Annotated in this window: 25 protein-coding genes; 16 read left to right on the top strand and 9 right to left on the bottom strand. The window is 44.5% G+C overall.

Going from position 1 to position 23,723, the window contains the following annotated elements; translation table 11 throughout:
• Genes ACZIX4_RS06465 through ACZIX4_RS06440 form a run of 6 tightly spaced genes read left to right on the top strand, consistent with a single transcriptional unit; the run spans position 1 to position 3,667 of the window.
• Complete coding sequence (locus tag ACZIX4_RS06465) at positions 1-1,389, top strand: hypothetical protein (RefSeq protein WP_463334797.1); 1,389 nt, start codon at positions 1-3, stop codon at positions 1,387-1,389.
• Between the two features lie 51 nt (positions 1,390-1,440).
• The gene (locus tag ACZIX4_RS06460) at positions 1,441-1,674 is read left to right on the top strand and encodes a hypothetical protein (RefSeq protein WP_463334796.1); all 234 of its coding nucleotides are present in this window, start codon (positions 1,441-1,443) and stop codon (positions 1,672-1,674) included.
• A gap of 1 nt (position 1,675) precedes the next feature.
• Positions 1,676-2,002: a hypothetical protein gene (locus ACZIX4_RS06455; protein WP_463334795.1), complete on the top strand. Its 327-nt coding sequence runs from the start codon at positions 1,676-1,678 to the stop codon at positions 2,000-2,002.
• Positions 1,989-2,492, top strand: coding sequence for a glucosaminidase domain-containing protein (locus ACZIX4_RS06450; protein ID WP_463334794.1), 504 nt, complete (start codon positions 1,989-1,991; stop codon positions 2,490-2,492). Before ACZIX4_RS06455 ends, ACZIX4_RS06450 begins: the two co-directional genes overlap by 14 nt.
• Positions 2,489-3,124 (top strand): DUF6549 family protein, encoded by a 636-nt coding sequence (locus ACZIX4_RS06445; RefSeq protein ID WP_463334793.1) that lies wholly within the window; start codon positions 2,489-2,491, stop codon positions 3,122-3,124. The genes ACZIX4_RS06450 and ACZIX4_RS06445 overlap by 4 nt, the downstream gene beginning before the upstream one ends.
• A 45-nt stretch (positions 3,125-3,169) precedes the next feature.
• A complete protein-coding gene (locus tag ACZIX4_RS06440; RefSeq protein ID WP_463334792.1) occupies positions 3,170-3,667 on the top strand; it encodes a hypothetical protein in 498 nt (165 codons plus the stop codon).
• Between the two features lie 30 nt (positions 3,668-3,697).
• On the opposite strand, the gene recO is transcribed toward ACZIX4_RS06440, so the two are convergent.
• Genes recO through ACZIX4_RS06425 form a run of 3 tightly spaced genes read right to left on the bottom strand, consistent with a single transcriptional unit; the run spans position 3,698 to position 5,061 of the window.
• Positions 3,698-4,408 carry a DNA repair protein RecO gene (gene recO, locus ACZIX4_RS06435; RefSeq protein WP_463334791.1) on the bottom strand — a complete coding sequence of 237 codons (711 nt, stop codon included), beginning with the start codon at positions 4,406-4,408 and terminating at the stop codon, positions 3,698-3,700.
• Positions 4,409-4,765: a helix-turn-helix domain-containing protein gene (locus ACZIX4_RS06430; RefSeq protein ID WP_463334790.1), complete on the bottom strand. Its 357-nt coding sequence runs from the start codon at positions 4,763-4,765 to the stop codon at positions 4,409-4,411.
• Between the two features lie 2 nt (positions 4,766-4,767).
• Complete coding sequence (locus ACZIX4_RS06425) at positions 4,768-5,061, bottom strand: type II toxin-antitoxin system HigB family toxin (protein WP_463334789.1); 294 nt, start codon at positions 5,059-5,061, stop codon at positions 4,768-4,770.
• Positions 5,062-5,181: 120 nt separating this feature from the next.
• Here ACZIX4_RS06425 and ACZIX4_RS06420 point away from each other — a divergent pair, with 120 nt between their 5' ends.
• Complete coding sequence (locus tag ACZIX4_RS06420; RefSeq protein WP_463334788.1) at positions 5,182-6,474, top strand: aminopeptidase P family protein; 1,293 nt, start codon at positions 5,182-5,184, stop codon at positions 6,472-6,474.
• Positions 6,475-6,596: 122 nt separating this feature from the next.
• Here the strand turns inward: ACZIX4_RS06420 and ACZIX4_RS06415 are convergent, their stop codons facing one another.
• Positions 6,597-7,028 (bottom strand): response regulator, encoded by a 432-nt coding sequence (locus tag ACZIX4_RS06415; protein WP_463334787.1) that lies wholly within the window; start codon positions 7,026-7,028, stop codon positions 6,597-6,599.
• A gap of 171 nt (positions 7,029-7,199) precedes the next feature.
• On the opposite strand from ACZIX4_RS06415, the gene ACZIX4_RS06410 reads away from it, so the two are divergent.
• The 3 genes from ACZIX4_RS06410 (at position 7,200) to ACZIX4_RS06400 (ending at position 9,257) form a co-directional block, all read left to right on the top strand.
• Positions 7,200-7,556, top strand: a complete 357-nt coding sequence (locus ACZIX4_RS06410; RefSeq protein WP_463335185.1) for a hypothetical protein — start codon at positions 7,200-7,202, stop codon at positions 7,554-7,556.
• Between the two features lie 67 nt (positions 7,557-7,623).
• A complete protein-coding gene (gene pheS, locus ACZIX4_RS06405; RefSeq protein ID WP_463334786.1) occupies positions 7,624-8,643 on the top strand; it encodes a phenylalanine--tRNA ligase subunit alpha in 1,020 nt (339 codons plus the stop codon).
• 89 nt (positions 8,644-8,732) lie between these two features.
• Complete coding sequence (locus ACZIX4_RS06400) at positions 8,733-9,257, top strand: nuclear transport factor 2 family protein (protein WP_463334785.1); 525 nt, start codon at positions 8,733-8,735, stop codon at positions 9,255-9,257.
• A gap of 68 nt (positions 9,258-9,325) precedes the next feature.
• On the opposite strand, the gene ACZIX4_RS06395 is transcribed toward ACZIX4_RS06400, so the two are convergent.
• Positions 9,326-9,793: a CvpA family protein gene (locus tag ACZIX4_RS06395; RefSeq protein ID WP_463334784.1), complete on the bottom strand. Its 468-nt coding sequence runs from the start codon at positions 9,791-9,793 to the stop codon at positions 9,326-9,328.
• Between the two features lie 128 nt (positions 9,794-9,921).
• Between ACZIX4_RS06395 and ACZIX4_RS06390 the strand changes: the two genes are divergently transcribed.
• Positions 9,922-11,853, top strand: coding sequence for a M1 family aminopeptidase (locus ACZIX4_RS06390; protein ID WP_463334783.1), 1,932 nt, complete (start codon positions 9,922-9,924; stop codon positions 11,851-11,853).
• 72 nt (positions 11,854-11,925) lie between these two features.
• Here the strand turns inward: ACZIX4_RS06390 and ACZIX4_RS06385 are convergent, their stop codons facing one another.
• Positions 11,926-15,180: a reprolysin-like metallopeptidase gene (locus ACZIX4_RS06385; RefSeq protein WP_463334782.1), complete on the bottom strand. Its 3,255-nt coding sequence runs from the start codon at positions 15,178-15,180 to the stop codon at positions 11,926-11,928.
• A gap of 186 nt (positions 15,181-15,366) precedes the next feature.
• Here ACZIX4_RS06385 and ACZIX4_RS06380 point away from each other — a divergent pair, with 186 nt between their 5' ends.
• Entirely contained in the window at positions 15,367-15,552 is a 186-nt protein-coding gene (locus ACZIX4_RS06380) for a hypothetical protein (protein ID WP_463334781.1), read from the top strand.
• 244 nt (positions 15,553-15,796) lie between these two features.
• Here ACZIX4_RS06380 and ACZIX4_RS06375 read toward each other — a convergent pair whose 3' ends face one another.
• Entirely contained in the window at positions 15,797-16,168 is a 372-nt protein-coding gene (locus ACZIX4_RS06375) for a DUF1508 domain-containing protein (RefSeq protein ID WP_463334780.1), read from the bottom strand.
• A gap of 443 nt (positions 16,169-16,611) precedes the next feature.
• Here ACZIX4_RS06375 and ACZIX4_RS06370 point away from each other — a divergent pair, with 443 nt between their 5' ends.
• Positions 16,612-17,061, top strand: a complete 450-nt coding sequence (locus ACZIX4_RS06370) for a hypothetical protein (protein WP_463334779.1) — start codon at positions 16,612-16,614, stop codon at positions 17,059-17,061.
• Positions 17,062-17,158: 97 nt separating this feature from the next.
• Here the strand turns inward: ACZIX4_RS06370 and ACZIX4_RS06365 are convergent, their stop codons facing one another.
• Positions 17,159-18,142, bottom strand: coding sequence for an aldo/keto reductase (locus ACZIX4_RS06365; protein ID WP_463334778.1), 984 nt, complete (start codon positions 18,140-18,142; stop codon positions 17,159-17,161).
• Between the two features lie 121 nt (positions 18,143-18,263).
• Between ACZIX4_RS06365 and ACZIX4_RS06360 the strand changes: the two genes are divergently transcribed.
• The 3 genes from ACZIX4_RS06360 (at position 18,264) to ACZIX4_RS06350 (ending at position 21,619) form a co-directional block, all read left to right on the top strand.
• Positions 18,264-19,286 (top strand): hypothetical protein, encoded by a 1,023-nt coding sequence (locus ACZIX4_RS06360; protein ID WP_463334777.1) that lies wholly within the window; start codon positions 18,264-18,266, stop codon positions 19,284-19,286.
• Between the two features lie 147 nt (positions 19,287-19,433).
• Positions 19,434-20,396: a T9SS type A sorting domain-containing protein gene (locus ACZIX4_RS06355; protein ID WP_463334776.1), complete on the top strand. Its 963-nt coding sequence runs from the start codon at positions 19,434-19,436 to the stop codon at positions 20,394-20,396.
• Between the two features lie 260 nt (positions 20,397-20,656).
• Positions 20,657-21,619, top strand: coding sequence for a T9SS type A sorting domain-containing protein (locus ACZIX4_RS06350; RefSeq protein ID WP_463334775.1), 963 nt, complete (start codon positions 20,657-20,659; stop codon positions 21,617-21,619).
• Positions 21,620-21,693: 74 nt separating this feature from the next.
• Here the strand turns inward: ACZIX4_RS06350 and ACZIX4_RS06345 are convergent, their stop codons facing one another.
• Positions 21,694-23,709 (bottom strand): T9SS type A sorting domain-containing protein, encoded by a 2,016-nt coding sequence (locus ACZIX4_RS06345; protein WP_463334774.1) that lies wholly within the window; start codon positions 23,707-23,709, stop codon positions 21,694-21,696.
• Positions 23,710-23,723 lie beyond the last annotated feature (14 nt).

Here is a 23,723-nt window from a genome sequence, read left to right as displayed (position 1 = left end):
ATGAGAAAACTATTTTATATGATGCTTATAGTTTGCTGTATTGCACATGCACAAACTGCTCCGTTTACCACAACAAATAATTTGAAAATCAACAATCCCGTTGAAGGCAACGCTACTGACAGTGTACTTGTGTGGCGCAATATTGATAAAGCGGTGCGCTTTTTCCCCTTGGGAGGTAAATACGTACCCTATAAGGGTGCAACACAAAATGTAGACTTAGGGGATAAGACGTTGTATGCCGGGCAGGTGTATATTGGGAATGATGATGTTGTGCCAACGGGTGAAGTGAAAAATATTTTCGGGATTTATGGCTCCTCTGATTTTTCTACTGACACCCGGAGCTTATATGTAGCAAAAGATGAATTTAATCAACTTCATATTCACAATAGAGGAAAAGGAAATGTAGAGAATAATTGTGCATTTGGGCTCTATTCCCTAGTCAAAAATACAACTGGAAATTCAAATACGGGGTTTGGATACGGCAGTCTGTATTCTAATACAACCGGATTTAACAATACTGCGGTGGGGCGTAATTGTATGTTAAACGCTAATGGTAATTATAACACTGGTGTTGGTGTTTCTTCACTTAAAAGTGTAACATCACAGTTTAATACTGCGGTGGGCTACCAGGCATTGACTTTCCTTACCTCAGGTGCATCAAATACAGCGATCGGGCTCCAAACATTATATTTATTAACAACCGGAGCTTTCAATACAGCATTTGGGGGATCGGCTATGTATTATGCTACAACCGGTTCATATAACACTGCTTTAGGAAGTTCTAGCGGCATGGACTTAACAGAAGGAAATTTCAACACTTTTGTGGGCAGGTCAGCAGGCCGTCCACTAACAACCGGGAGCTATAATCTTATAGTTTCAAGAGGCACCAATAACGTAACTGAGTATACAGGTGTTATTACAGGAAATTATAATACATTGCTTGGGACTGTTAAATCAATGTCTGGAGATTCAAATAACTGGGTAGTAATCGCCGACGGCAATGGCAATCGTGCTTTCGAGAAAAATGGAAGCACTGGCGCAGTAGACATTAAAGGCACCTCTTTTACTTTTAATTCAGGAGGGCTAAAAGCCGGGGTGATGAATGTCACTACTACTACAACCATAACAACCACAAATATTGGGTCTAACGGCTTTCTGTATGTCTATGCTGATGCTTCCAGCGGGAATATTACAATCAACTTACCAACCGCTGCTTCAATTAGTGGATATTCTGTGTGGGTGTATCGTAAAGACAATACCGCAAATACCGTAACCGTAGATGCTAACGGGTCTGAACTCATTAACCAGTCGCTTACATATTCCCTTACCGGGCAAAACAGCAATGCCAAATTTACCAGTGATGGCACACAGATAAGGGTTTTCAACTAATACTTAATATTTTCTATCAGGATTGGTCAAGATTTATTTTGAAATCAAATCATGAAAATGATTAGCCAATACATAAAGCCCATACTGGCACTTATTCTTGTGGGCGGTTTTATAGTATACTTGTTTATTACCTCCTACATTCCGCCACAAAATATAAATGAGCAACTACAAACAGCCCTTATAGGGTTCGTGGGCCTTGCCATAGGATACTACCTGGGCAGCAGCACCGGGCAACAACGTGCGAACGACGCACTACGCAGACTCAGCAGCAAAAACGAACCGTAATATGAAACATATTGTACTGTCAACTGTTGCAGGGCTGTTGAAATACTTCGGGTTAGAAGCTCCCTTTATCATTGCAGGGCTTGCCGGGGGTATTACCTTCATTTCTAAAAACAGTGGCCTTACCAAATGGCAAAAATTCCTGTCGGTGGTATCGGGTGGGTTTGCAGCAAACTACCTGACTCCCATCGTAGGCGAGCGGATGGATTTAACCGATAAAGTCCTGTACGGCATCGCGTTTCTGTTAGGCTATGGTGGCCTGAAAAGCATTGAGTGGATATTTGTAATATTTTCCGGAAACTTAAACCCTACTAAAAATGACAATTCCTGAATTTATATCCAAATACCTCCCCTTTGCCAAGCAAACCGAAGCTAAAACCGGCATCAGCGCCATAGCCATCCTTGCCCAGGCAGCACTGGAAAGCGGTTGGGGAAAAGCCGCACCCGGCAACGCTTTCTTTGGTGTAAAAGACACCGATGGTATTAACGGCAATGAGCAACTGCTTACCACCACCGAATACAGCCGCAGGGCCGACCTGGAATTCCCGCAGGTGATAAGCGTAACACCCTTAGTGCGTAACGGCGTGAAAATGTTCCGGTATAAAGTGAAGGATTATTTCAGGAAGTATAATACGCCTGAGGAATGTTTTACAGACCATGCCAACTTCTTCCTGAAAAACAAGCGCTATGCCGAAGCCCTACAGGTAAAGCACAACCCCATGCTTTTTATAGATGCCATAGCGGCGGCAGGTTATGCTACAGCGCCAAACTATGCCGGCACACTAAAGGCCGTAGCCAAAACCATAGAAAAGTACGTATGAAAATACCAACCCAAAACCTGATTATAGCAGCGCTGGTAATAGCGCTGCTTTTTGCTGTGCAAAAGTGTACCTCTGTGCAGCAAAACAGCCGGATAAACGCTTTGGCTTTGACCGATAGCATTCGGTATTTTACAAATGCACTGGGCATGCAGACAGCATCCGTCCGTACATTGCAAACCAACAAAGGCCAACTTGAAGAACTACTGCTGGATAAAGACAGGGAACTACAACGGCTCTCTGAAAACTTTTCAAAAACCCATACAGTAGCGAAATACCAAACCGTGACGAAATACGACACCATTACTATAACTTTTCACGATACTGTACCCTGTATTTTTTCACGGGAAGGTATTGCGCAAAGCAAATGGTATTCATTACGTTACCGGGCAGACCAAAGAAGCATCATTATAGATACCCTTACCCTGCCTAACACAACTACCCTTATAACCGGCACTAAGCGCAGCTGGTTTTTAGGCCGTGAAACCCTGGTAACCGAAGTAACCAATAGCAATCCCCACGTTAAAGTAACCCAATTAAAATCAGCTGAAGTAATATTGCCCACCCCTGTTTATAAAAAGTGGTATGTATGGCTGGGAGTCGGTTTAGCCGGTGGATATTTTCTAGCAAAATAAACTTGAACTTGTTTTATTAGTACCTTTGTAAAAACCAACATTAGAATGGGTACTACTCCATTTCTTAATCCCTTTAAACTAACGCTGATAAACATCGTAGTTTTAGCAGCGTATACCTTGCTTTCACTGGCATTAGTGTATTATTACACCTTTGCTCCCTCACCTATACCTGATTTAATTTTGGGTTATGGCATTGGAACACAAATACTTTTATACCTCATGGGATTTAAGTCTCTGCGCAATTTTAATGTTTATTTCTTTTGGCTGATTGTAGGTATCATTCATTTCTTTTTTTACCTATACCTAAAAGATATACCTTACTATATGGCCGTAAAAGGCAGTTATGCGCAACCTCTCAGAAATACAATATTTCTGGTATTGTTATTCCAGGGTTTACGATACATTAGCTTAGCAGAACAGGGACAGGAACTCATCTTCCCCCAAAGAGGAGGGGTTAGCAACAATGAGCGAAAATCCACCGGAGTAGATTTCCTGTGTTTCGTTTTATATATGGGATCTTTTATAGCACTTACAATATTGTAAATCTGCCAAATTAACAAACTACCGAATCCACTAACTAAACACTTCTCTTAGCACTTCCAGTGATTTCGGCCTGCGGAAACCTTCGAGGTGAAAGGCATAATAGTCCAGCAAAATGCGCAGCAGTACCTGGCGTTCCGTTACATGGAATGCCTTGGCGCTGTCGTCCAGCTTCAGGGCCATAAGGCGGCGCAGCAGGGCCGTATCATGGTCGGTAAGGCAGGTAATGCCGTGGTAGGGCATAAACACTCCTTCGGTCATCTCGAAATACGGGTGGCTATCGGCACCGTTAGGGTAAAAGCCTAAAAACTTAGTAAGTTCCATAAGCAGTACCAGGTGGAAGTTGGCCGTACCCTCATGGCTGTCCAGCCACAACAGGGCCGTTTCCAGGAAGGTATACAGGCTTTCGTTCTGTTCCTCCTCTTTTATACAGTGGTGCAGCATTTCACTGACAAACAGCGCTATGGTGGTTTTTACAATATCGGTATTCAGGGTGTGGTACGGGTGCGCCATGCGTACTTCCTTAAAGTACTCCAGCGTACCCTTATCTTTATGCGAAGCCTCTATTTCCAGCAGGTTTAGCGGGCGGAAATAAATGTTTTTCTGGGTGCTTTTTTTGGCACCAAAAGCATCGCGCACATAGTAGGTTTTCAGGCCACTGCTCTGCGTATAGCATTTTACCACCAGGCTTTTTTCCTGGTAGCGCAGGGCACTGATTACTATGGCGCGGGTTTTTATGAGCATTTAATAAACCTGAACTAATACATCAGTAGGTATATGCAGCTGATTACTTATCTGACGAATCATTTCAAGGGAAAGTTTTCGTTTACGGTTCAGTATTTCACTCGCACGGCTTTTCTGCCCAATGATTTCAGCTAAATCACTTTGGGTGTAACCCATTTGTTCCATACGGAATTTAATGGCTTCAATAGGATCCGGTAAATCTATCGGATAATGTTCTTTTTCAAATTGCTCTATCAATATACCCAATATCTCCAGTTCATCACTTTCAGGTGTGCCAGGTGCTGCATCAAAAATAACCTCAAGCCTTTCTAATGCCGCATTGTAATCCTCTTCCGTTTTTATAGGTCTGATGTTCATTTTTATATTGTATTAGCATTAATCTTATCATAACCTGCATGGGTACCTATAAACCGTATCCATACCATTTTGTGGTTGTAGTTAATTTTTACAATTAACCGGTAATTATTTCCTTTTATATTAAAAACTATCCTATTGTCCTGCAATATACTTGCACTTGGATATTCTCTTTTAATATCAACAGGGCTATTCCATGTTGCTTTCTCTGCTTCTTTGTACCATGCTTTCAGTTGATGTTCACAATCCGCATGTATAGCCCAGAAATCCCGTAATATTTTTATCGATATAACTCTCAATTGATTCTTTGGTTTATACAAAGTTAAGAAAAGTTCCCGTTTTGGGAAATATTTTCAATAAATATTTTATACCTATCTACCAATTCTCCCTACCTTTGGTATCCGAATAAAAATTTTATTATGAAATACCATCAGATACCCAGCAGCCTTTTCATTAAAAACCGTAAAAAGTTTATGGCCGAAATGAAGCCGAAAAGCGTTGCCGTATTCAACTCTAACGATATTTACCCCGTGAGTGCCGACAGCACCCTACCGTTTGCACAACACCGCGATATTTTTTACCTGAGCGGCGCCGACCAGGAGGAGTCTATCCTGTTACTGTGCCCGGATGCCCCTTATGAGCACCTGCGTGAAATACTGTTCCTACGCGAAACCAACGAGCACATTGCCATTTGGGAAGGCGAAAAACTGACCAAAGAACGCGCGACTGAAGTTAGCGGCATCAAGAATATTGTATGGCTTAAGGATTTTGAAAAGACACTTTTTGAAATCATGACCTATACCGACACCATCTACATCAATACTAATGAGCACTACCGTTCATCAGTGGAAACGGAAACCCGCGAGGCCCGCTTCATAAAGTGGTGGAAAGACAAATACCCGGCACACCAGGTAGCCAAAAGCAACCCAATACTACAACGCCTGCGTTCTATAAAAGAACAGGAGGAACTGGACCTGATGCAGCACGCCTGCGACATTACCGAAAAAGGTTTCCGCCGTATACTAGGCTTTACCAAACCGGGCGTTTGGGAATACGAACTGGAAGCCGAACTGATACACGAGTTCGTGCGCAACCGCAGCAAGGGATTTGCCTATACGCCTATCATTGCCAGCGGCAACAATGCCAATGTGCTGCACTATATAGAAAATAACCAGGAGTGTAAGGACGGCGACCTGATATTGCTGGACGTTGCCGCCGAATATGCTAATTACAGCAGCGACCTTAGCCGTACCATTCCCGTAAACGGCCGCTTTACGCCACGCCAGCGCCAGGTATATGATGCCGTACTGCGCGTAAAAAATGAGGCCACCAAACTGCTTACACCGGGTACGCTATGGAAAGAATACCACGTTGAAGTGGGCAAGATTATGACATCTGAGCTTCTTGGCCTTGGCCTTATTGATAAAGCCGACGTGCAAAACGAAGACCCTGCATGGCCTGCATACAAAAAATACTTTATGCACGGCACCAGCCACCACCTGGGCCTTGATACGCATGATTATGGGCTGCTGTACCTGCCTATGGAAGCCAACATGGTATTTACTGTAGAACCGGGTATTTACATCCCACAGGAAGGTTTTGGCATACGCCTTGAAGACAACGTGGTGGTACAGCCAAGCGGCGAACCGTTTAACCTGATGCGCAACATCCCTATAGAAGCGGAAGAGATTGAAACAATTATGAATAGTTAGTTTATTTGTTTCAGGTTTAAAGTTTAAAGTTGCTTACTCAGCCATAAACAAATAAACATATCCACGCATAAACGAATCTACATAAAAACAAATAACCCTGCTTTTAGGCAGGGTTATTTGTTTTATAGCAACACCAGGTTTTCATCGGGGCTGGTGGTGTACAGCACCCGGTCTGAAACAATTTTTATAATATCAATAAGCTTGGATATCTCGGCGGGCTTTACAGCATAGCCCACTGCCCCCAGCTTCCTTGCTTTTTCTATATCTTCAGGATCTGAACTGGTAGAGAACATTATCACGGGGATATCTCTCAGGTGTTCGCGTTTACGCAGGTATTTCAGTATGTAAAACCCGTCTTTAACCGGCATGTTTACATCCATAAATATCAGGTCGGGTTTCATTATAAAATCACACTCCAGGAACATCAGCAATGCATCGGCTGAGTTGAAGTCGTTAAATATAATATCGGGGTATACGCTGTGCAAAATGTCCCTGAAAACCATACGGTCATCTTCATCGTCATCTACCAGCATCATGTTCTTAAAATTCGACATTTACACAAAGTTATGCACAAACTTAATAAATAATTAATAATCAAATACGTATTAAAGCGTTAAATTCAAATTTCGAATGGTTATAAATAAAGCATTCAGCCTTTTGCCAATAGTGCATACCTGCTAAAATATATCTCATTATCTTTGCGGCTTACTAACGAAAGGATATACATGTCGCGCGACGAAAAACTGAAAGAACGCTGGGACCAGCTTGTACATATACTGAGCACCCGTTTTGCCGATGGCGAAATATTGGACCTCGACTCTATTATTTACCTTATAGGCGTACAGGAGCTGGGTAAGTTCCACAAAAAATTTAAAAAAGACGAAAAGGTAAACCTGATGCATATAGCCATATGCCGCCTTTTAGAACCCTATGGTTATTATGAGTTCGACTTTTTTGACGCAGATGGCTGGCCGCACTACACGGTAAAAGAACAATTACCCCCGCTAAAAGCCGGCGAACAAAGCGTACTGATGAAAACTGCTATTGTAGATTATTTTTTAGAGCGCGGGCTTATACAATAAGCCGGTTATTATTTATTACCGGCAGCAACGATAAAATCCTTAAATTTGCACACTCATTTACAGTAAAATGATAGACAAGATTAAAGACTACATAGCCGAAGCCGACGCGTTTAAGGCACATACCAAAGAAGAACTTGAAGCATTCAGGATTAAATTTTTAGGTAGTAAAGGATTACTTAAAGATTTTTTTGCTGAGTTTAAAAACGTAGCCGCCGACCAAAAAAAGGAATTTGGCCAGGTTATAAACCAGCTTAAAAAGATTGCTGAAACCAAGGTATCTGACCTTCAGGAAGTTTTTGAAAGCAAGGAAGAAGCTACCGGTATTTATGGCGACCTTACCCGCCCAGGCGAACCGTTTGCCGTGGGTAGCCGCCACCCTATATCTATTGTAAGGAACCAGGTTATAGACATCTTCAGCAACATAGGCTTTAACGTAAGTGAAGGCCCGGAAATTGAAGATGACTGGCACAACTTTACCGCGCTGAACCTGCCCGAGTACCACCCGGCACGCGACATGCAGGATACGTTCTTTATCCAGACGAACCCCGATGTGCTGCTACGTACGCACACCTCATCAGTACAGGTGCGTTATATGGAAGACAACAAGCCGCCTATACGTACCATATCTCCGGGTAGGGTATTCCGTAATGAGGCTATATCGTCTCGTTCGCACTGTATCTTCCACCAGATAGAAGGGCTTTATATAGACAAAGATGTATCGTTTGCCGACCTGAAGCAGACGCTTTTATACTTTACCAAAGAAATGTTCGGCAAGAGCAAGATACGCCTGCGCCCGAGTTATTTCCCGTTCACTGAGCCAAGTGCTGAGGTAGACATTTACTGGGGCCTTAAAACCGAAACCGATTACCGTATTACCAAAGGTACCGGTTGGCTGGAAATTATGGGCTGTGGCATGGTAGACCCTAACGTTCTTAAAAATTGCAACATAGACCCTGCCAAATACAATGGCTTTGCCTTCGGTATGGGTATAGAGCGTATGGCCATGCTGCTGTACCAGATAAGCGACATACGTATGTTCTATGAAAACGACGTACGCTTCCTGGAGCAGTTTAAATCGAGTATTTGATACTGAAAAATAAAAAGAGCCGCTTTTGCGGCTTTTTTTGTGCTTATAAACCACGTAATTGAATAGCGGCTTTTTACTATATTTATGTTATGAAAAAAGCAACTCCCATATTACTTATGGTTTCGCTGGGGCTAAGCCTTTACTTCGGCCTAAAACCTCAACAAACGGTTAATATAAAAGACGAAACCAAGGCCATTAACATATTACTTGATGACTGGCATACCGCAGCTGCCAAAGCCGACTACAATGGTTACTTCGGTAAAATAGCAGAGGACGGGCACTACATAGGCACCGATGCTACCGAAAACTGGGATAAAAAAGCGTTCTCTACATTTAGTAAGCCCTATTTTGATAAAGGCAAGGCATGGGATTTTAAAGCACTGGAACGCCACGTATACTTTAGCAAAGACGGAAAAACCGCCTGGTTTGACGAGTTGCTGGATACCTGGATGAAAGCCTGCCGTGGCAGTGGCGTACTGGAAAAAGAAGGGAAAGAGTGGAAGATAAAACACTATGTACTGAGCATGACCGTACCAAATGAAACCAGCAAAGAGGTGATTCCCCTGAAGGCGAAATACGAGGATGCACTTATAGAAAAAATGAAAAAGAAATAGGTTAGTAGTTCATGGTTTATAGTGTCTTACCCATCTATAAACCATGAACTATAAACAAAATAACTGCGTTAGCTAAACCACGTTTTAAGTACCGGGAAAATAAAGTTACTCACACTAAGCACCGGGTAAAAGAATAACGACTGTTTCAGGGTTTCTTCGCTGGCAAAAATATTTGTGCTGTTTATCTTCAGGAAAAAGTTGAGCGCCACACTTGTTATAAGGCATACTTTAAGCCCACCGAAAAGCCCGCCCAACAAACGGTTTACCCAACCCAGCCCACCGGCTTCGGCAAGTTTTGTAAATACTTTGGCCAGCATATACACACCCACCACGGCAGCCACAAACGTAATGAAGAATATGGTGATTCCGCCATTGCCCGGTTTATCGCCTGCAAAAAGGCCTGAGAATTTTATGGCGATGAACAAGCCTACAACCAGCGCCACAAGTGAGGCCAGTTCGGCAAAAAGCCCTTTTGCTACTCCTTTTACAATACCGAAAACCAGTAACGAGGCTATGATGATGTCTATAAATTTCATGGCGCAAAGGTAATATGTAAGGTTCTATCTGGCAAGAAAGGTTTTTTTGTTTTATTAAGCTAAATTTTAGGCAATTGCCAGCATCTTATGAAGATATGTAACTATCTTTGGCAAAACTGATGCTTATAATGAGAAAAATTACCCTTTTTACCCTATTAGCTGTTTCGGCTGCTGCATTTGCACAGCACAACCCCACCATAGAGGATTCGCCCGAGTTTAAGCAACTGGTGGAATCTGAAATGAAATCGGCCTATAAGTCCGCAAACTTTGTGGCTAATGCCAATACCGGCAATTATGACGTGGGGCACCAAACACTGGAACTCACCGTAGACCCTAACGAATATTACATAGCCGGAAAAATTACTACCGAATTTACGGCAAAGCAGTCCATGTCTACCATTACGTTCGACCTGGATGATGCCCTTACGGTAAGCAGTGTAAAGCAGGGTACAACAAACCTGACTTTTACCCAAAACAGCAATAATGAATTGGTAATCAACCTCCCCTCTGTGATGGCACAAGGGCAGCAGGCTACTGTGGTGGTAAACTACAACGGCGAACCCGACCCTGAAACAGATGCTATTAATACTTCGTGGCACGGCGATTCGCCAATATTGTGGACTCTGAGTGAACCTTACGGTGCCAAAGACTGGTGGCCGTGCAAGCAGGACCTTAACGATAAAATCGATGGTATAGATGTATACATTACCGCACCATCGCAGTATACAGCGGTAAGCAACGGCCTTGAAATTTCGCAGACCGTATCGGGCGGAAATAAAACCACACACTTTCAGCACAATTACCTAATACCTGCCTACCTTGTAGCCATTGCCGTTACAAATTACAGTGTGTATAACCAAACCTATAACGGCACCCAGGGCAGTTTCCCTGTGGTAAACTACCTCTACCCCGAAACACAATCTGCAAATGAGCCAATGCTTGCACAAACGCTTAGCATTATGCAGTTTTACGAGGACACCTTTGAGCAATATCCTTTCCATGCCGAAAAATATGGCCATGCACAGTGGAATGCAGGCGGAGGCATGGAGCACACCACAGTATCCTTTATGGGCAATTTCAGCAGGGAGCTTATAGCACACGAGCTGGGACACCAGTGGTTTGGCGACAAAATAACCTGTGGCTCGTGGAGGGACATATGGCTGAACGAAGGCTTTGCCACCTACCTTAGCGGGCTTGTAATAGAGGACCAGGACGGTGCATCATTATTTGCCACATGGCGCCAGCAAAAGGTAAACAACATTATATCTTACCCTAACGGTGCAGTATACCTTACAGCAAATGACACGCTGGACGAAAGCCGCATCTTCAGCAGCAGGCTTAGTTATAACAAAGGCGCTATGGTGCTGTACATGCTGCGCTTTAAGCTAGGGGAAACCAACTTTAACCAAGGCGTAAAAGACTACCTTGCCGATGCCGATTTGGCTTACGGCTACGCAAAAACCCCGGATTTCCAGGCACACCTGGAAACCGCAAGCGGTGTTAACCTTGATGAGTTTTTTGATGACTGGATATACAACCAGGGCTACCCTACCTACACCGCTACAGTAACACCGGGCGGTTCGGGTAATGTGTATGTAAAGCTTACCCAAACGCAGTCGCACGAATCTGTTTCGTTCTTCGAAATGCCGGTGCCGATACGCCTGCACGGTACAAACGGGCAGGTATATAACACGGTATTAGACAACACCTATAACAACCAGCAGTTTAATGTGCTGCCGGGCTTTACCGTACAAAGCATTGAAGTAAACCCTGATTACCATCTTATAACAGGCATAAACAGCGGTGTGCTGGGTACCGAAGCTTTTGCCGCCGACTTCAGTGCCAGCCTGTACCCTAACCCTACAGCTACTGAACTTAACCTTAGCATCCCCGATGGCGTAAGTGTTACTAAAACTACTTTCTACAACACCTTAGGCCAAAAAGTACTGGAAACCGCTACCGATACCAAATGGAATGTATCGCAGCTATCAGCCGGGGTGCATTTCATCACCCTTGAAACATCGGCAGGTACAGCACAGCTTAAGTTTGTAAAACAGTAATATCTGCTTTAACCATAAAACAAAAAACGGCTGCCTTTTCGGGCAGCCGTTCTCATATCATAAAACTACGGTTTATTGTATTACAATCTTGCGGGTGGTTTTGCTACCGTTTTGTTCGGCGGTTACAAGGTACACACCCTGTTCGGCCTGTAGCTGCACCGGTATGGTATTTACACCGGCAGTAGTATGGTTTTGCTGGTTGTGTATCAGTCGGCCACGCAGGTCGTACACGGTTATGTTTGCAATGCCCGCCACTGCGCCAAACTGCACATTAAAACTGCCCCTGCTCGGGTTAGGGTATACAGCAAAGTTTGTAAGCTGCTGTGGTTTCGGTGTACTTAGGTTGGCCGGGTTAAGGCCGCACAGTATAAGGCTCCATGAAGTTACAGCACCGCCGTCGCCACCCCAGGTATCTTCTACCTGTAGTGTCCATGTACCCTGTGCGGTTTCGCCATTAAGTGTGCTAAGTGCATCCTGTGGCGCTACTAGCCCCGTTATTGCCGGAGTACCCGAGCAGTTAAGCGGGTTACCTGCATCGCTGAATGAAGCATCAAGATTGTCCATATCGCCACACTGGCCTGCAAACAATACTATCTCGGTCCCCGAAGGGCTTATAAGCGTAGCAATAACATCACTTATCCAGCTGTGGGTAATTTGCAGAACCACGATAACATCCTGCAGGTTAAACTCACCATCTACCTCCATGGTTGTTGAGGTTGTGGCAGGGTCGCCTCCCGAAATTTCCAATGGCAGGTTTTCGGTTGTATACTCATTACAAAACTGTATACCGGTGCTGAAAGAAACCGGGGTGTTAAAATCGGGCATGCACGCTGCATTGGCACCCCTTACACGCCAGTAATATTGTGTGCCTTGAAGCAGGCCACTCACGGTATAGTTACTGGTGGGAGTAAAGGCATCGGCTACAATATCAGTAAACTCGGCATCGGTAGCCACCTGAACCTGATAGAACGAAGCAATAAGGTCGTTATTCCAGTCCAGCGCTACGGTAGTAGGCAGGGTATCGGCACCACTTTCAGGATAAATTGCTGTAAGTTGCGCAAAGTCATTGCTAAGGATGCTGAAGTGCAGGGTCACGGTTTTGGTTTCGCTTGCTGAGGCAGCATGTACAATAATATTGTAATCGCCTACAGGGGAATTGTCTGTACTGGTTACCGTAACAGTAACACTGCCAGGCTCCGTAAGGCTGTCCGGTGAAAAAGTCACCGTAGAACCCGAAGGTTGACCCGTAGCGGTAAAGGTAGTAGCACCTGAAAACCCGTTAATGTGCTCTATGCTAAAAGTATAACTGGCTTCACTGCCTTTACATACCTGTTGTGTCTGCGCACCTTGTACCGTAGCAAGGAATGTACTTCCTGCTGCATTTATGGTAAAATCGGCATTAGAAATATCATAGAAAATATTGTTATGCCCACGTACCATAATACGAGCTGTGGTTGTAGCTACATCCGGTAGCAGTATCGATTCACTGCCATCGTTTGGTACAGCACCAGCCAGTAGTATCGGATAGGTATAACCACCATCGGTACTCAGGTAAATGTCTACAAATGGCGTATTCACACCATTTTCTGTAGTACCGGCTACGTTCCAGGTAATGGTTTTATTAGTAACGGCAGTCCAGTTTACGGCTGAGTTAGGCGCGGTTACGGTAAACGGCCCTGCGGCACCGGCTACATCTATATGCATAAAATCAGTATGCGATTCGCCACCGTTAGCGTTGTTATCGCGCACGGTAAGGGCAAAGTCAAGCACGCGGCCTGTGGTAGGTATCACCTCCCATGTAGGGAAAAGGTTGTTTGCCAATACCTCCTCTATTTGTGGCATCCAGCGGTCTGGCGAGTCGCTTATCGGCAGCGAGCGGAAGTTCGGGCCACCCGTGGCATTAGGCACCGGAGGTTGTTCGCTTATTTCTATGTTCATCTGCTCCCAATCATAGGTAAGTGCATCACCATCGGGATCAATAGCGCTGCCTTCCAGTATAAAAGCGGTACCGATAGGAATCACGTAGTCGGCACCTGCATTGGCTACCGGAGGGGTATTGCCTGTAGGCACCAGTGTTACGCAGTTGCTGTCATTATTAATACGGTTACGCATGTGTGCTATACTGGTAGCGTGGAACTGCGCATCGCTATGCCATTGTATTACAGGGTCGCATACACCGGCGTAGGCCATAATGGTAGTACCTCCACCCGGTTCGTAAGCATCGCTGTTGGCACGGTTACCGCCGCACTCGGCATTAAAAGTATGCGGTGCACCAAACTGGTGGCCCATTTCGTGGGCTACGTAGTCGATATCGAACGAGTCGCCCACCGGTGAACCAAGCCCCGTCATGGCACCCGCCTTAAAATCAGAACACGGTGCACCCGCAGCAAGGCCTCCCCCTGCCGTACCAAAGCTGTGCCCGAAATCGAAGTTATCGGCACCTATGGTAGCGTAGATTACGGCATTACCCTGGTCTAACAGGTTGCCTGCATCGTCGTTGTTTACCTCATCACTTTCAATGAAAATTACGTCTTCCTCGTTATCTATAAGTTGCATTGATACCGAAAGGTCCCGCTCAAACATACTGTTTACACGGGTTATGGTAATGGTAATGGCAGAAAGCACGGCTTCGGTCTTCTCCTCTAAGGTAGCATCCTGAAGGCCTGCCTCAGCTATATGGAAAGCGCTGTATTCTACCGTAGCCAATATAGCCGTGCGATAGGTACGCCAGTTGCCATTATCCATTGGTGCCAGTGCTTCCTCCACCTGTTTGGCAGTAAGGCGGTGGGTCCTGGTATCGGGTGTAAGGCACTGGAATGTCTTTGCCGTTTGCAGGCTGCCCTTTTTGTATACAATATAATAATTACCGGCACCTACCTTGTTATACGGGTCTATGTACCATGTATCATTACCGCTGCTCAGCGCCATGGCATGCAGCCCGTAAAGCGTGGTACTGAAACGCACCGTGGTAGACGGATGCTCTATACCCTGGGCCACATAGGTTTGTATGCCCTGGTGTTTTGCGGCCAGTACGGGAGAAAGTACCGGGGCATTGTACACCCTGAAGTGCTGCAGTACGCCATCGGCATCAGGCAGGGTAATAATCACCTGCGATGTTTGCCCGCTTTGGCGCAATGGTGCCTGTTGCAGCTGGGTTTTCAGCGCATCAACATCAAGCTGGTACAGTAAAAATTCGCGTGGGTTAGAGTCGCGGTCGGCTATGGTAGCCTGTGGTATGCTTGCCTTTTGGGCAGGCTGCCAGGGTTGCTGGGCATAGGCCGTGGAAAGGGCCAGCACCGCAGCAAGGGTAAGTAGTGTTTTTTTCATAAGCGATAGTAGTTCAGTAGCTTGTTAAGGGTCAGCAAGTACGGGCTTTTTTTGCTGATGTGCAAACAGAATCTCACCCTCGCTGAGATTTACTTTTTTATTTAACAGGATTACCAACAGAAGCGCGGAAATACTTACAATTTATTGTTCCGGGCAGCAAGAGGCTTTTTGGCGTACCTTTACCGCATGGTATACAAGCTGCTCACTATTTTTGTGATGATTTTTTTCCTTACGCTGATGCTCTCGATAGTGCAAAGCCGAAAACGCCTGTGGGCTAAAGACGGCACGGTATACCGCCGTACGGTTACCATAAGGGCTTTGCTGCTGCTTGCAGTTATTGTAGTGTTTTTATTCTTTTCGCTGTTGAGGTAACTATCCGGCTAATTCTTTCAGGCTATTGTACAGAAACATCTTTTGCGACTTGGCGGCTTTGCGATAAATTTTCACCACAAGGTTCACAAAGTTTTACACAAAGTCCACAAAAGCTGAAAACTACAATCAGCACGGACACAAAGGCTTTCCTTCGGAAAACTAAGAGGTGCACAAAGCGACATATAGACAAAATCTCTGAGATTCCTCAACTATGCTACGCTGCGTTCGGAATGGAATAGCACCGTTACAGTTCTACTTCCTCCTCTTCCAGTTCCGGAAAAACAAAGTCGTTTTCAGAGAAGTCGATGATTTCGCCCCTGGGTACAAATTTCAATACCTCGTCCATCGCCTTCTTCATGCTGAACTCAGTATTAAAATTACGGCTGGTGGCCAGTACAAACCCTCCGGTAGAAATACGGAAAAACAATTTCCCCGACGGCCTGCGGTTTCGCGTATAGGTAAGTTTGGCTATATTTTCGCGCATGCCTGTTATCATCATTTCGCAGTCCTGCTTGCGCTTGCAGCTTATACTGGTAAAAATGGTTTTTGCCCTGCGGGTATCAAAACTAAACTTATATTGTCCGTTATCGCGTTTGCTTATTACAAATACTCCCATAAGGCGGCCTGTGCTTTGTTTGTGTTGTTTATTATTACTTATTTCAATTTCTTCCGGGGCGTAACTTTCCAGCCTTGTGGCATCATGTGAATTTCTACCACGAAGTTCACAAAGCTTTTCACAAGGTTCACTAACCTATATGTATTAATTATGCCCGTTAAAGACCACTAAGGCTTTCCCATGGGAAAGCTAAAGGGGCGCAAAGCTACTTTAAAATATGCTTTTAAAGCAGGTTTGAAATTTAGAAAATTTTTCTATCGGCTATCCTTAAAGAAATGCAAAATGTGTGGAATTTTTCTACAAACACTGTAGAACTGCGGCTTGGTTTCAGTATTGGCACAAAACACAAAACACTGAAAAACAAATAAATAACAATAAAGGCATGGTTATTTCATATTACCTAAGCGTAAATGATTCAATAACTGATTTAAATTGAAATGACCATGAAAAAGTTAATTTTAGGCGCAACACTTATGCTGGCTTTTGCCGGTACCGCCATAGCTCAAACAGATAACAAAGTACAAACAACAACACCGGCTACGCCACAGCCCTCTGTAACAACACCGGCAACACCGGCTGCCCCGTCTACAGACCCGGCAACCGCTACACCGGCCATGCCCGACCCGGCACAGGCAGCTACACCTGCGCAGGCAGCGCCACAGCAGTCTGCCCCAACGGTAGAAAATGGTAAGGAGTTTACTAAGGTAAGCCAAAGCCAGATTTCTCAGGCAGTGCTGAAAAAAGCAGTAGCCAAATATAAAGACTACGCACTGGTAGAGGCTTTGGCCGCTACAGATGGTAGCGAATTTAAGCTTGTACTTACTAAAGACGGTAAAGACGTAGCTGCATACTACAAAGCAAATGGTGAGTTCCTTAGGGAAGAAACCGTTTAACAATATACCTCATGTTTAACTGAGGGAGTGCCAATTGTATAATAGTGGACTTGCCGGAAACGGCAGTCCACTATTTTTTTGTGCTTATACCAAGCGGCTAATATGCGCCGCGAATGGCAGGCTTTATTTTCTCATCGTACAGCCCACGAAGTGCTGTTAGTCTTTCTTCGGGGAAATCGGCCAATGCAGCGGCTTCCATATTGCTGTGTACCTGGCTTACTTTTGTAGCGCCGGGTATTACTGTGGTTATAGCCGGATGCTGCAATATCCACTTGATGCTTTGCTGCGCAAGGTTACCTTCGGGCAGCAGGGATTTTATTTCGCCTGCAAGCTGCACACCTTCATTAAACGCTACACCACTGAAGGTTTCACCTACGTTAAAAGCATCGCCGTTTGCATTATAGTTACGGTGGTCTTTTTCTGCAAAAACAGTATCAGCAGTAAACTTACCACTAAGCAACCCACTGGCCAGCGGTACACGGGCTATAAGCGCCGTACCCTGTTGCTGTGCCTTATCAAAAAACGCATCGGCAAGGTGCTGCCTGAACAGGTTAAAGATAATCTGCAGCGAAGCCACATCTTTATGCTCTAAACAGATAAGTGCTTCCTCGGCAGTTTCCACACTTACCCCAAAATGTTTAATCAATCCTTCCTCCTGCAACTTCCTCAGATGGTCGAATACGTCACCCTTGCGCAGCTCCTCAGTAGGTATGCAGTGCAGCTGCTCCAGGAACAACTGGTTTACCCCCAGGTGCGTAAGCGAATCTTCCACGTGGCGGCGGATAGCATCGTAGGTAAAGTTTTGCGGCCAGCCGTTAGGGGCATCGTGCCTGCGGCCCAGCTTAGTAGCCACGTACATTTTCTTATCGGTTTCCTTTAAAAAATCACCTATGAACTTTTCGCTGGTACCCATGCCGTATACATCGGCAGTATCTATAAAGTTGCCACCCTTTTCGGCATAAGCGTGCAGTATTTCCAGTGCATCGGCCTGGTTTACCACACCCCAGTCGGCGCTGCCCAGCTGCCATGTACCAAGTCCCACTTCGGCTATTTGTTCCCCTTTAAAATCCCTGTATTTCATAATTATGTGCGTTTGGTTTTTAGCAGGGTAAACTTACGAAATACAGGTGGTAAAAATAAACGGGATTTTTGTTGTAATTTTTCAACATGGAAATTCGTTTCTAAAACAAAACCAACACCTTATGAACTTAAAACCAATCCTGTTGCTTTTATTGCTTGTATTTATCGTTTCGTGTAAACATAAGGGACCTGACTTTTCCATTAACAAAGACACGCTGGTAGTAAGCGTAAAAGGCTACCTTGACTATTCGTATAAATACAAGGACAACTACATACTGGTATTCGATTCTCAACCTCTTGATTCATTTAACGCAAATACAATAAGTTCATATTATGTAGATACTGACAAAAATGAAATAACTGAAATAGAGAATACACCACACTGGTTTAATTATAGCTTCTTTACCCGTAATGATAGCATACTTGTTTCAGATGATGAAAGGGGAAGCGCGAGTTATTTTGACCAAAAACAACACAAATGGATATCCATAGATTTTATACCTGATGTGATTTATGACGACAGCGAATATCGGATATACCATTCTGATTTTGGCGAATGGGGACATGCCATATGGTTTATGGATAAAAAGACAGGCTACGAATATGAAGCATGGATAAATGGCAAAGAAGTAATACGCATAAACGGCATTTTTTATATCCTTTCGGAAAATAACATAACGAGAGTTACAGATCCTAAAAAACTTGTAAATGCCGGTAAAGGGGCTTATAAAAAGTATAGGGCATTTATGAATAACACCAACGCCTTTTACAGCAGGAAGCCTCAGGGCTTTACCGGATTTGATATACTGTATGGCGATGTGATTAATTACAGAAGGACAGAACTAAACATACAATATCCTTTTGAGCATAATGGTAAGCTGCATTTTCTTGTTGCCGACAGTACCGAAGCCTATATAGGCACTCTGGATAAAGGGGCCATAAAAAAAGTAAAACATATAGCAGACAATCTCAATTTCCACCTTTATAGCATGATGAAAAGGACAAGCCTGCCCATAACCAATACACGGATGTTTCGTCAGCAAATAAACGGAAAGCAATACTTTGGTTTCATGGAGAACAATGGTATTTCCTTCAAATTGCAGTACTTAAAAAACAATTGGAAAGAAACCAAAAAACACGAATAGGTTTCTCGCTTTGTTATAAATAAAATTTTGTGGCACACTTCTTGTTAATAAAATGCAAATAAAATTTAATCATTAAAAATCAATTAGTCAGGGGCGTATGCAAAGTACATGCTTGCGCCTGAGTTTAATCATCAATCATCAAATCACATGAAAAAACAGTTATTTTCTGCCGCTGCGGTGGCACTGGGCTTTGTTGGCCTTACTTCAGCCCAACAATCATTCTCTTTTGAAACCTCTGAAGGCTTTACTACAGGTTCATTCCTTGGCCAAAACACCGGCTGGACTATTGCAGATGCAGCATCTGAAGGGGCACCAAACGGCCACCTGTTCATCTCTGCCGAGGAAGCCAGCAACGGCTCCCAGTCGTTACAATTCCTTTCCGCCTATACAGAGCCGGAACAACTTATCAGCGTCGCTAAAGACATTAATCCGGGCGGTAATGTATTTACCATTTCGCAGGATGTGTACCCTAATAGCATTGATACCGATAATGGTTCTGACCTGGTATTGTTTGCCTACGACCTGCAAGGCAGCCAGAATACCCTTGAAGTCCCGGCATCAATCCTTTATTTTGACTATGAAGGCGGAATTTATGTAGTAACGGCATTTAACATGGCCCAGGAAATATTTGAAGCCGAAGAGGTAAGTTCGTTTGAAGCCGGAAACTGGTACAATATTAAGGCCACATACGACCTTACTGCTGCTACCGTTACCTATTTTGTAAACAATACCCAGGTATACACCGGCCCGCTTATGAACGGCGGTACCCAGATAAACCGTATCAACTACTCGTTTGATGATTTTACAACATCATACTTTTTAGATAACATAAGCATTACTATACCTGTGGCAGGAACACCGCAGCACAATGCAGCAGCGTTTACCGTATACCCTAACCCTGCACAAACCGAGCTGAACATAGCCCAGAACGGTGCCGATGCCATACAACACATAAGCATTACCGATATGAATGGCCGTGTGGTGAAAACCATAACACCATCGGGCGCCGAGGTTACGCGTGCCAATATAGCCGACCTTAGCAACGGTATCTACCTGCTGAATGTGGCTACAGCCAAAGGCAGCAACACAAAGAAAATTGTGAAAAGCTAATCACAGCATTTTTAATACAAAATAAAAAGGCAGCCCGGGAATATCCGGGCTGCCTTGCTTTTACAGCTTTAAACCGGAAAAATCAAACCCGGAAAAATTGTTGCTTCCTGACACAATGATTTAAATGAGATGTTCGTTATTAACAGCGCACCTTGTAGCATACTTCTTGTTAACAAAATGCAAACAAACTTATTTAAAAACCAATCAGTCTCTGGCGTATTTAAGGTAATGCGTGCGCCAAAGTTTAACCATCAAACCACATGAAAAAACGATTATTTTCTGTTGCCGCTTTGGCACTGGGCTTTGTAAGCCTGACTTCAGCCCAACAATCATTTTCTTTTGAAACTTCGGAAGGTTTTACTACGGGGTCCTTCGCCGGGCAAAGTAACAGTTGGACTATTACAGATCTTATATCAACCCAGGCACCCAACGGGCACCTGTTCATCTCTAACGAAGAAGCCAGCCAGGGTACACAGTCGTTACAGTTCCTTTCTGCATTTGCGTCGTATGATACATATATAGGTGTAGCAACTGATATACCCCCCGGCGGCAATATATTTTCCGTTTCGCAGGACGTATACCCAAAGGATCTTGATATAGACAGTGGATCTGAACTCTTGTTGCTTGCCTACGACCTTCAGGGCAGCGAAAATACTGAACAGATACCGGTATCAGGGGTGATCTTTGGTTATGACGGGCTTATTTATGCAGTAACGTTTTTTGATCCTACACAGTTCTTTTATGCCGCTGAACAGATAGGCGAATATGAAGCGGGTAACTGGTACAACATTAAAACCACCTACGACCTTACTACTGCCGCCGCCACCTATTTTATAAACAACAACCAGGTTTATACAGGCCCCTTGTTAAACGAAGGCACAGAGGTAAACCGCATTAAATATTTGTTTGACGATTATAGTACCTCATATTTTATAGACAATATAAGCGTTCCTGCACCTGTAGCAAACACACCGCAGCACGAAGCAGTAGCATTTACCGTATACCCTAACCCCGCGCAAACCGAGCTGAACATAGCCCAAAACGGCACAGATGCCCTACAGCATATAAGCATTACCGACATGAATGGCCGCGTGGTGAAAACCATAACACCATCGGGCGCTGCCGTTACGCGCGCCAATATTGCCGACCTTAGCAACGGTATTTACATGCTGAATGTGGCTACAGCCAAAGGCAGCACCACTAAGAAAATCGTGAAAAGTTAATCACAGTATTTTTACAAAAACAAAAAAGCAGCCCGGGAATATCCGGGCTGCCTTGCTTTTTATGTGCTTTGTACTTATTGCTTAATAACTTTTTGCAGTGACATATTTTTACCGGAATATACCTTTACAAAATAAATCCCGCTGTCAAGTGTACTAATATCTGCAGAGATAGTCCCCGATTGGGCAGTGAATGCTTTAATAAACCTTCCGTTTATATCAAACAGTTCTGCCTTGTCTATGGCAAAACCATTTGCCATTACCTCTACCCTGTTCTTAGCCGGGTTAGGGTACAGCACAACAGATTTTTCAAATGACGCTGTGGCTGAAGTAGTGCAATATCCTTCTGTATCTTGTACTGTTACTATCGCTATAGCAGACGACACATTACCTGAGCTGTCTGTTACTACAAGGGTTACGGTATTTTCACCCAGGTTATCGCAATTAAAATCCGCAACATCTATGATGTAGCTTGCTATACCGCAATTATCAGTACTTCCATTGTTTATATCATCGGCGATAATGCTTGCGGTACCGTCTTCGGCAAGGGCTATGGTAATGTCCTGCGCCAAGGCTACAGGGAGTGTTTCATCTGTTACAATCACTGTTGCAGAAACCGTACTGCTGTTTCCGGCATTGTCTGTAACAGTAAGTGTTACCAAATTCTGCCCCAGGTTTTCACAAGTAAATTCAGCTGTATCCAAAACATACGAAGCTATACCGCAATTGTCAGTACTACCATTGTTTACAGCTTCTCCCGAAACCGTAGCCACACCATACTCATCAAGCTGTACGGTAACATCCTGCACCAAAGCTATGGGTAAAATTCCATCTGTAACCGTTACTGTAATGGTACCTGTTACAGCATTACCTCCGGCATCGGTTGCAGTAACCGTCACGGTATTTTCACCAAGATTGGCACAGGTAAACATATTCTGGCTTAGCGAAAACGAAGCTATAGAGCAGTTATCGGTTGTGCCCGTATCTACCATAGCCTGCGTTACCACCGCATTGCCTATAGCCGTAAGCGACACGCTTACATCCTGCACTGAAAGCACCGGGTCTATGTTATCCACCACATGCACATTGGCCGTAAGCGTAGCCGTATTGGTCCCGTCTGTTGCGGTAACGGTTATAGGGGTAGTGCCTATGTCTTCGCAGGTAAAAGCATCCTGACTGAGCGATACTGTAACAGTGTTGGCTGTACAGTTGTCAGTAGTACCGGCATCGACATCCGCAAGGGTAATGGATGCAGTGCCGTCTTCGCCAACTACGGCTGTTATATTTGGCTGAAGCACTATTGTAGGAGCTTCGGTATCGGTTACTGTAACATCAAATGTACAGGTTGTGGTTACGTTATCGGCATCGGTAATATCAAAAGTGTTGGTAGTGGTGCCAATAGGAAATTCTGCTCCGCTTGCCAAACCGGCTGTCTGCGTTACTGTATTAACAGGCAGTACCACGGTACATTGGGCATTGGTAACAGCAGCCCCGTAGTTCCCCAGCCAAAACTCCACATCTATACCGGTATGGGCTATGTATACCTTGCGTACACCTGTACCATAGCCAGTAAACACATGACTTGCAGTTTGTAGTGTGCTGGAACAGGTAAGGCTACCCGTAGTATACGAAGCTATGACATTGTCGCCTTCCCCACGCAATTGCACCGTAAGCGAATATATATCGCTATAATTTGTATACCAGCCTACATACTGTTCCGAAACCGTTATGGCAGGCTGGGTATCCATATAAGCATCAGTAAGATCCATACTGGTGAGATCAATCACCTGGCTCATGGTTCCGGTAGAATAGGACGACACAAAGTAACCGCCAGTAGCTAACCAGCCGCTACCTCCGTTTACAACAGTCCAGCCCGTAAGCCCGTTACTGGCATCGCCGTTTACCACCCCGTTTACCGACTGCCCGGTACTTGATCCGCCCGGAGAACTATACGTTACCGTGGCGCCGCACTGGCCGGGTGAGTTACCTACTGAAATGTTTTCGGGACATTGTGCCGATGCCCCGGCGACCGCAAGGAGCGTCACTGAGCATACAGCATAAATTTTGTTAAATGATGATGTAATTTTTCTCATGAGAGGTTGTGTTT

Source organism: Flavobacterium niveum (assembly GCF_055231775.1).
This window is presented reverse-complemented; position numbering and strand designations above follow the sequence as displayed.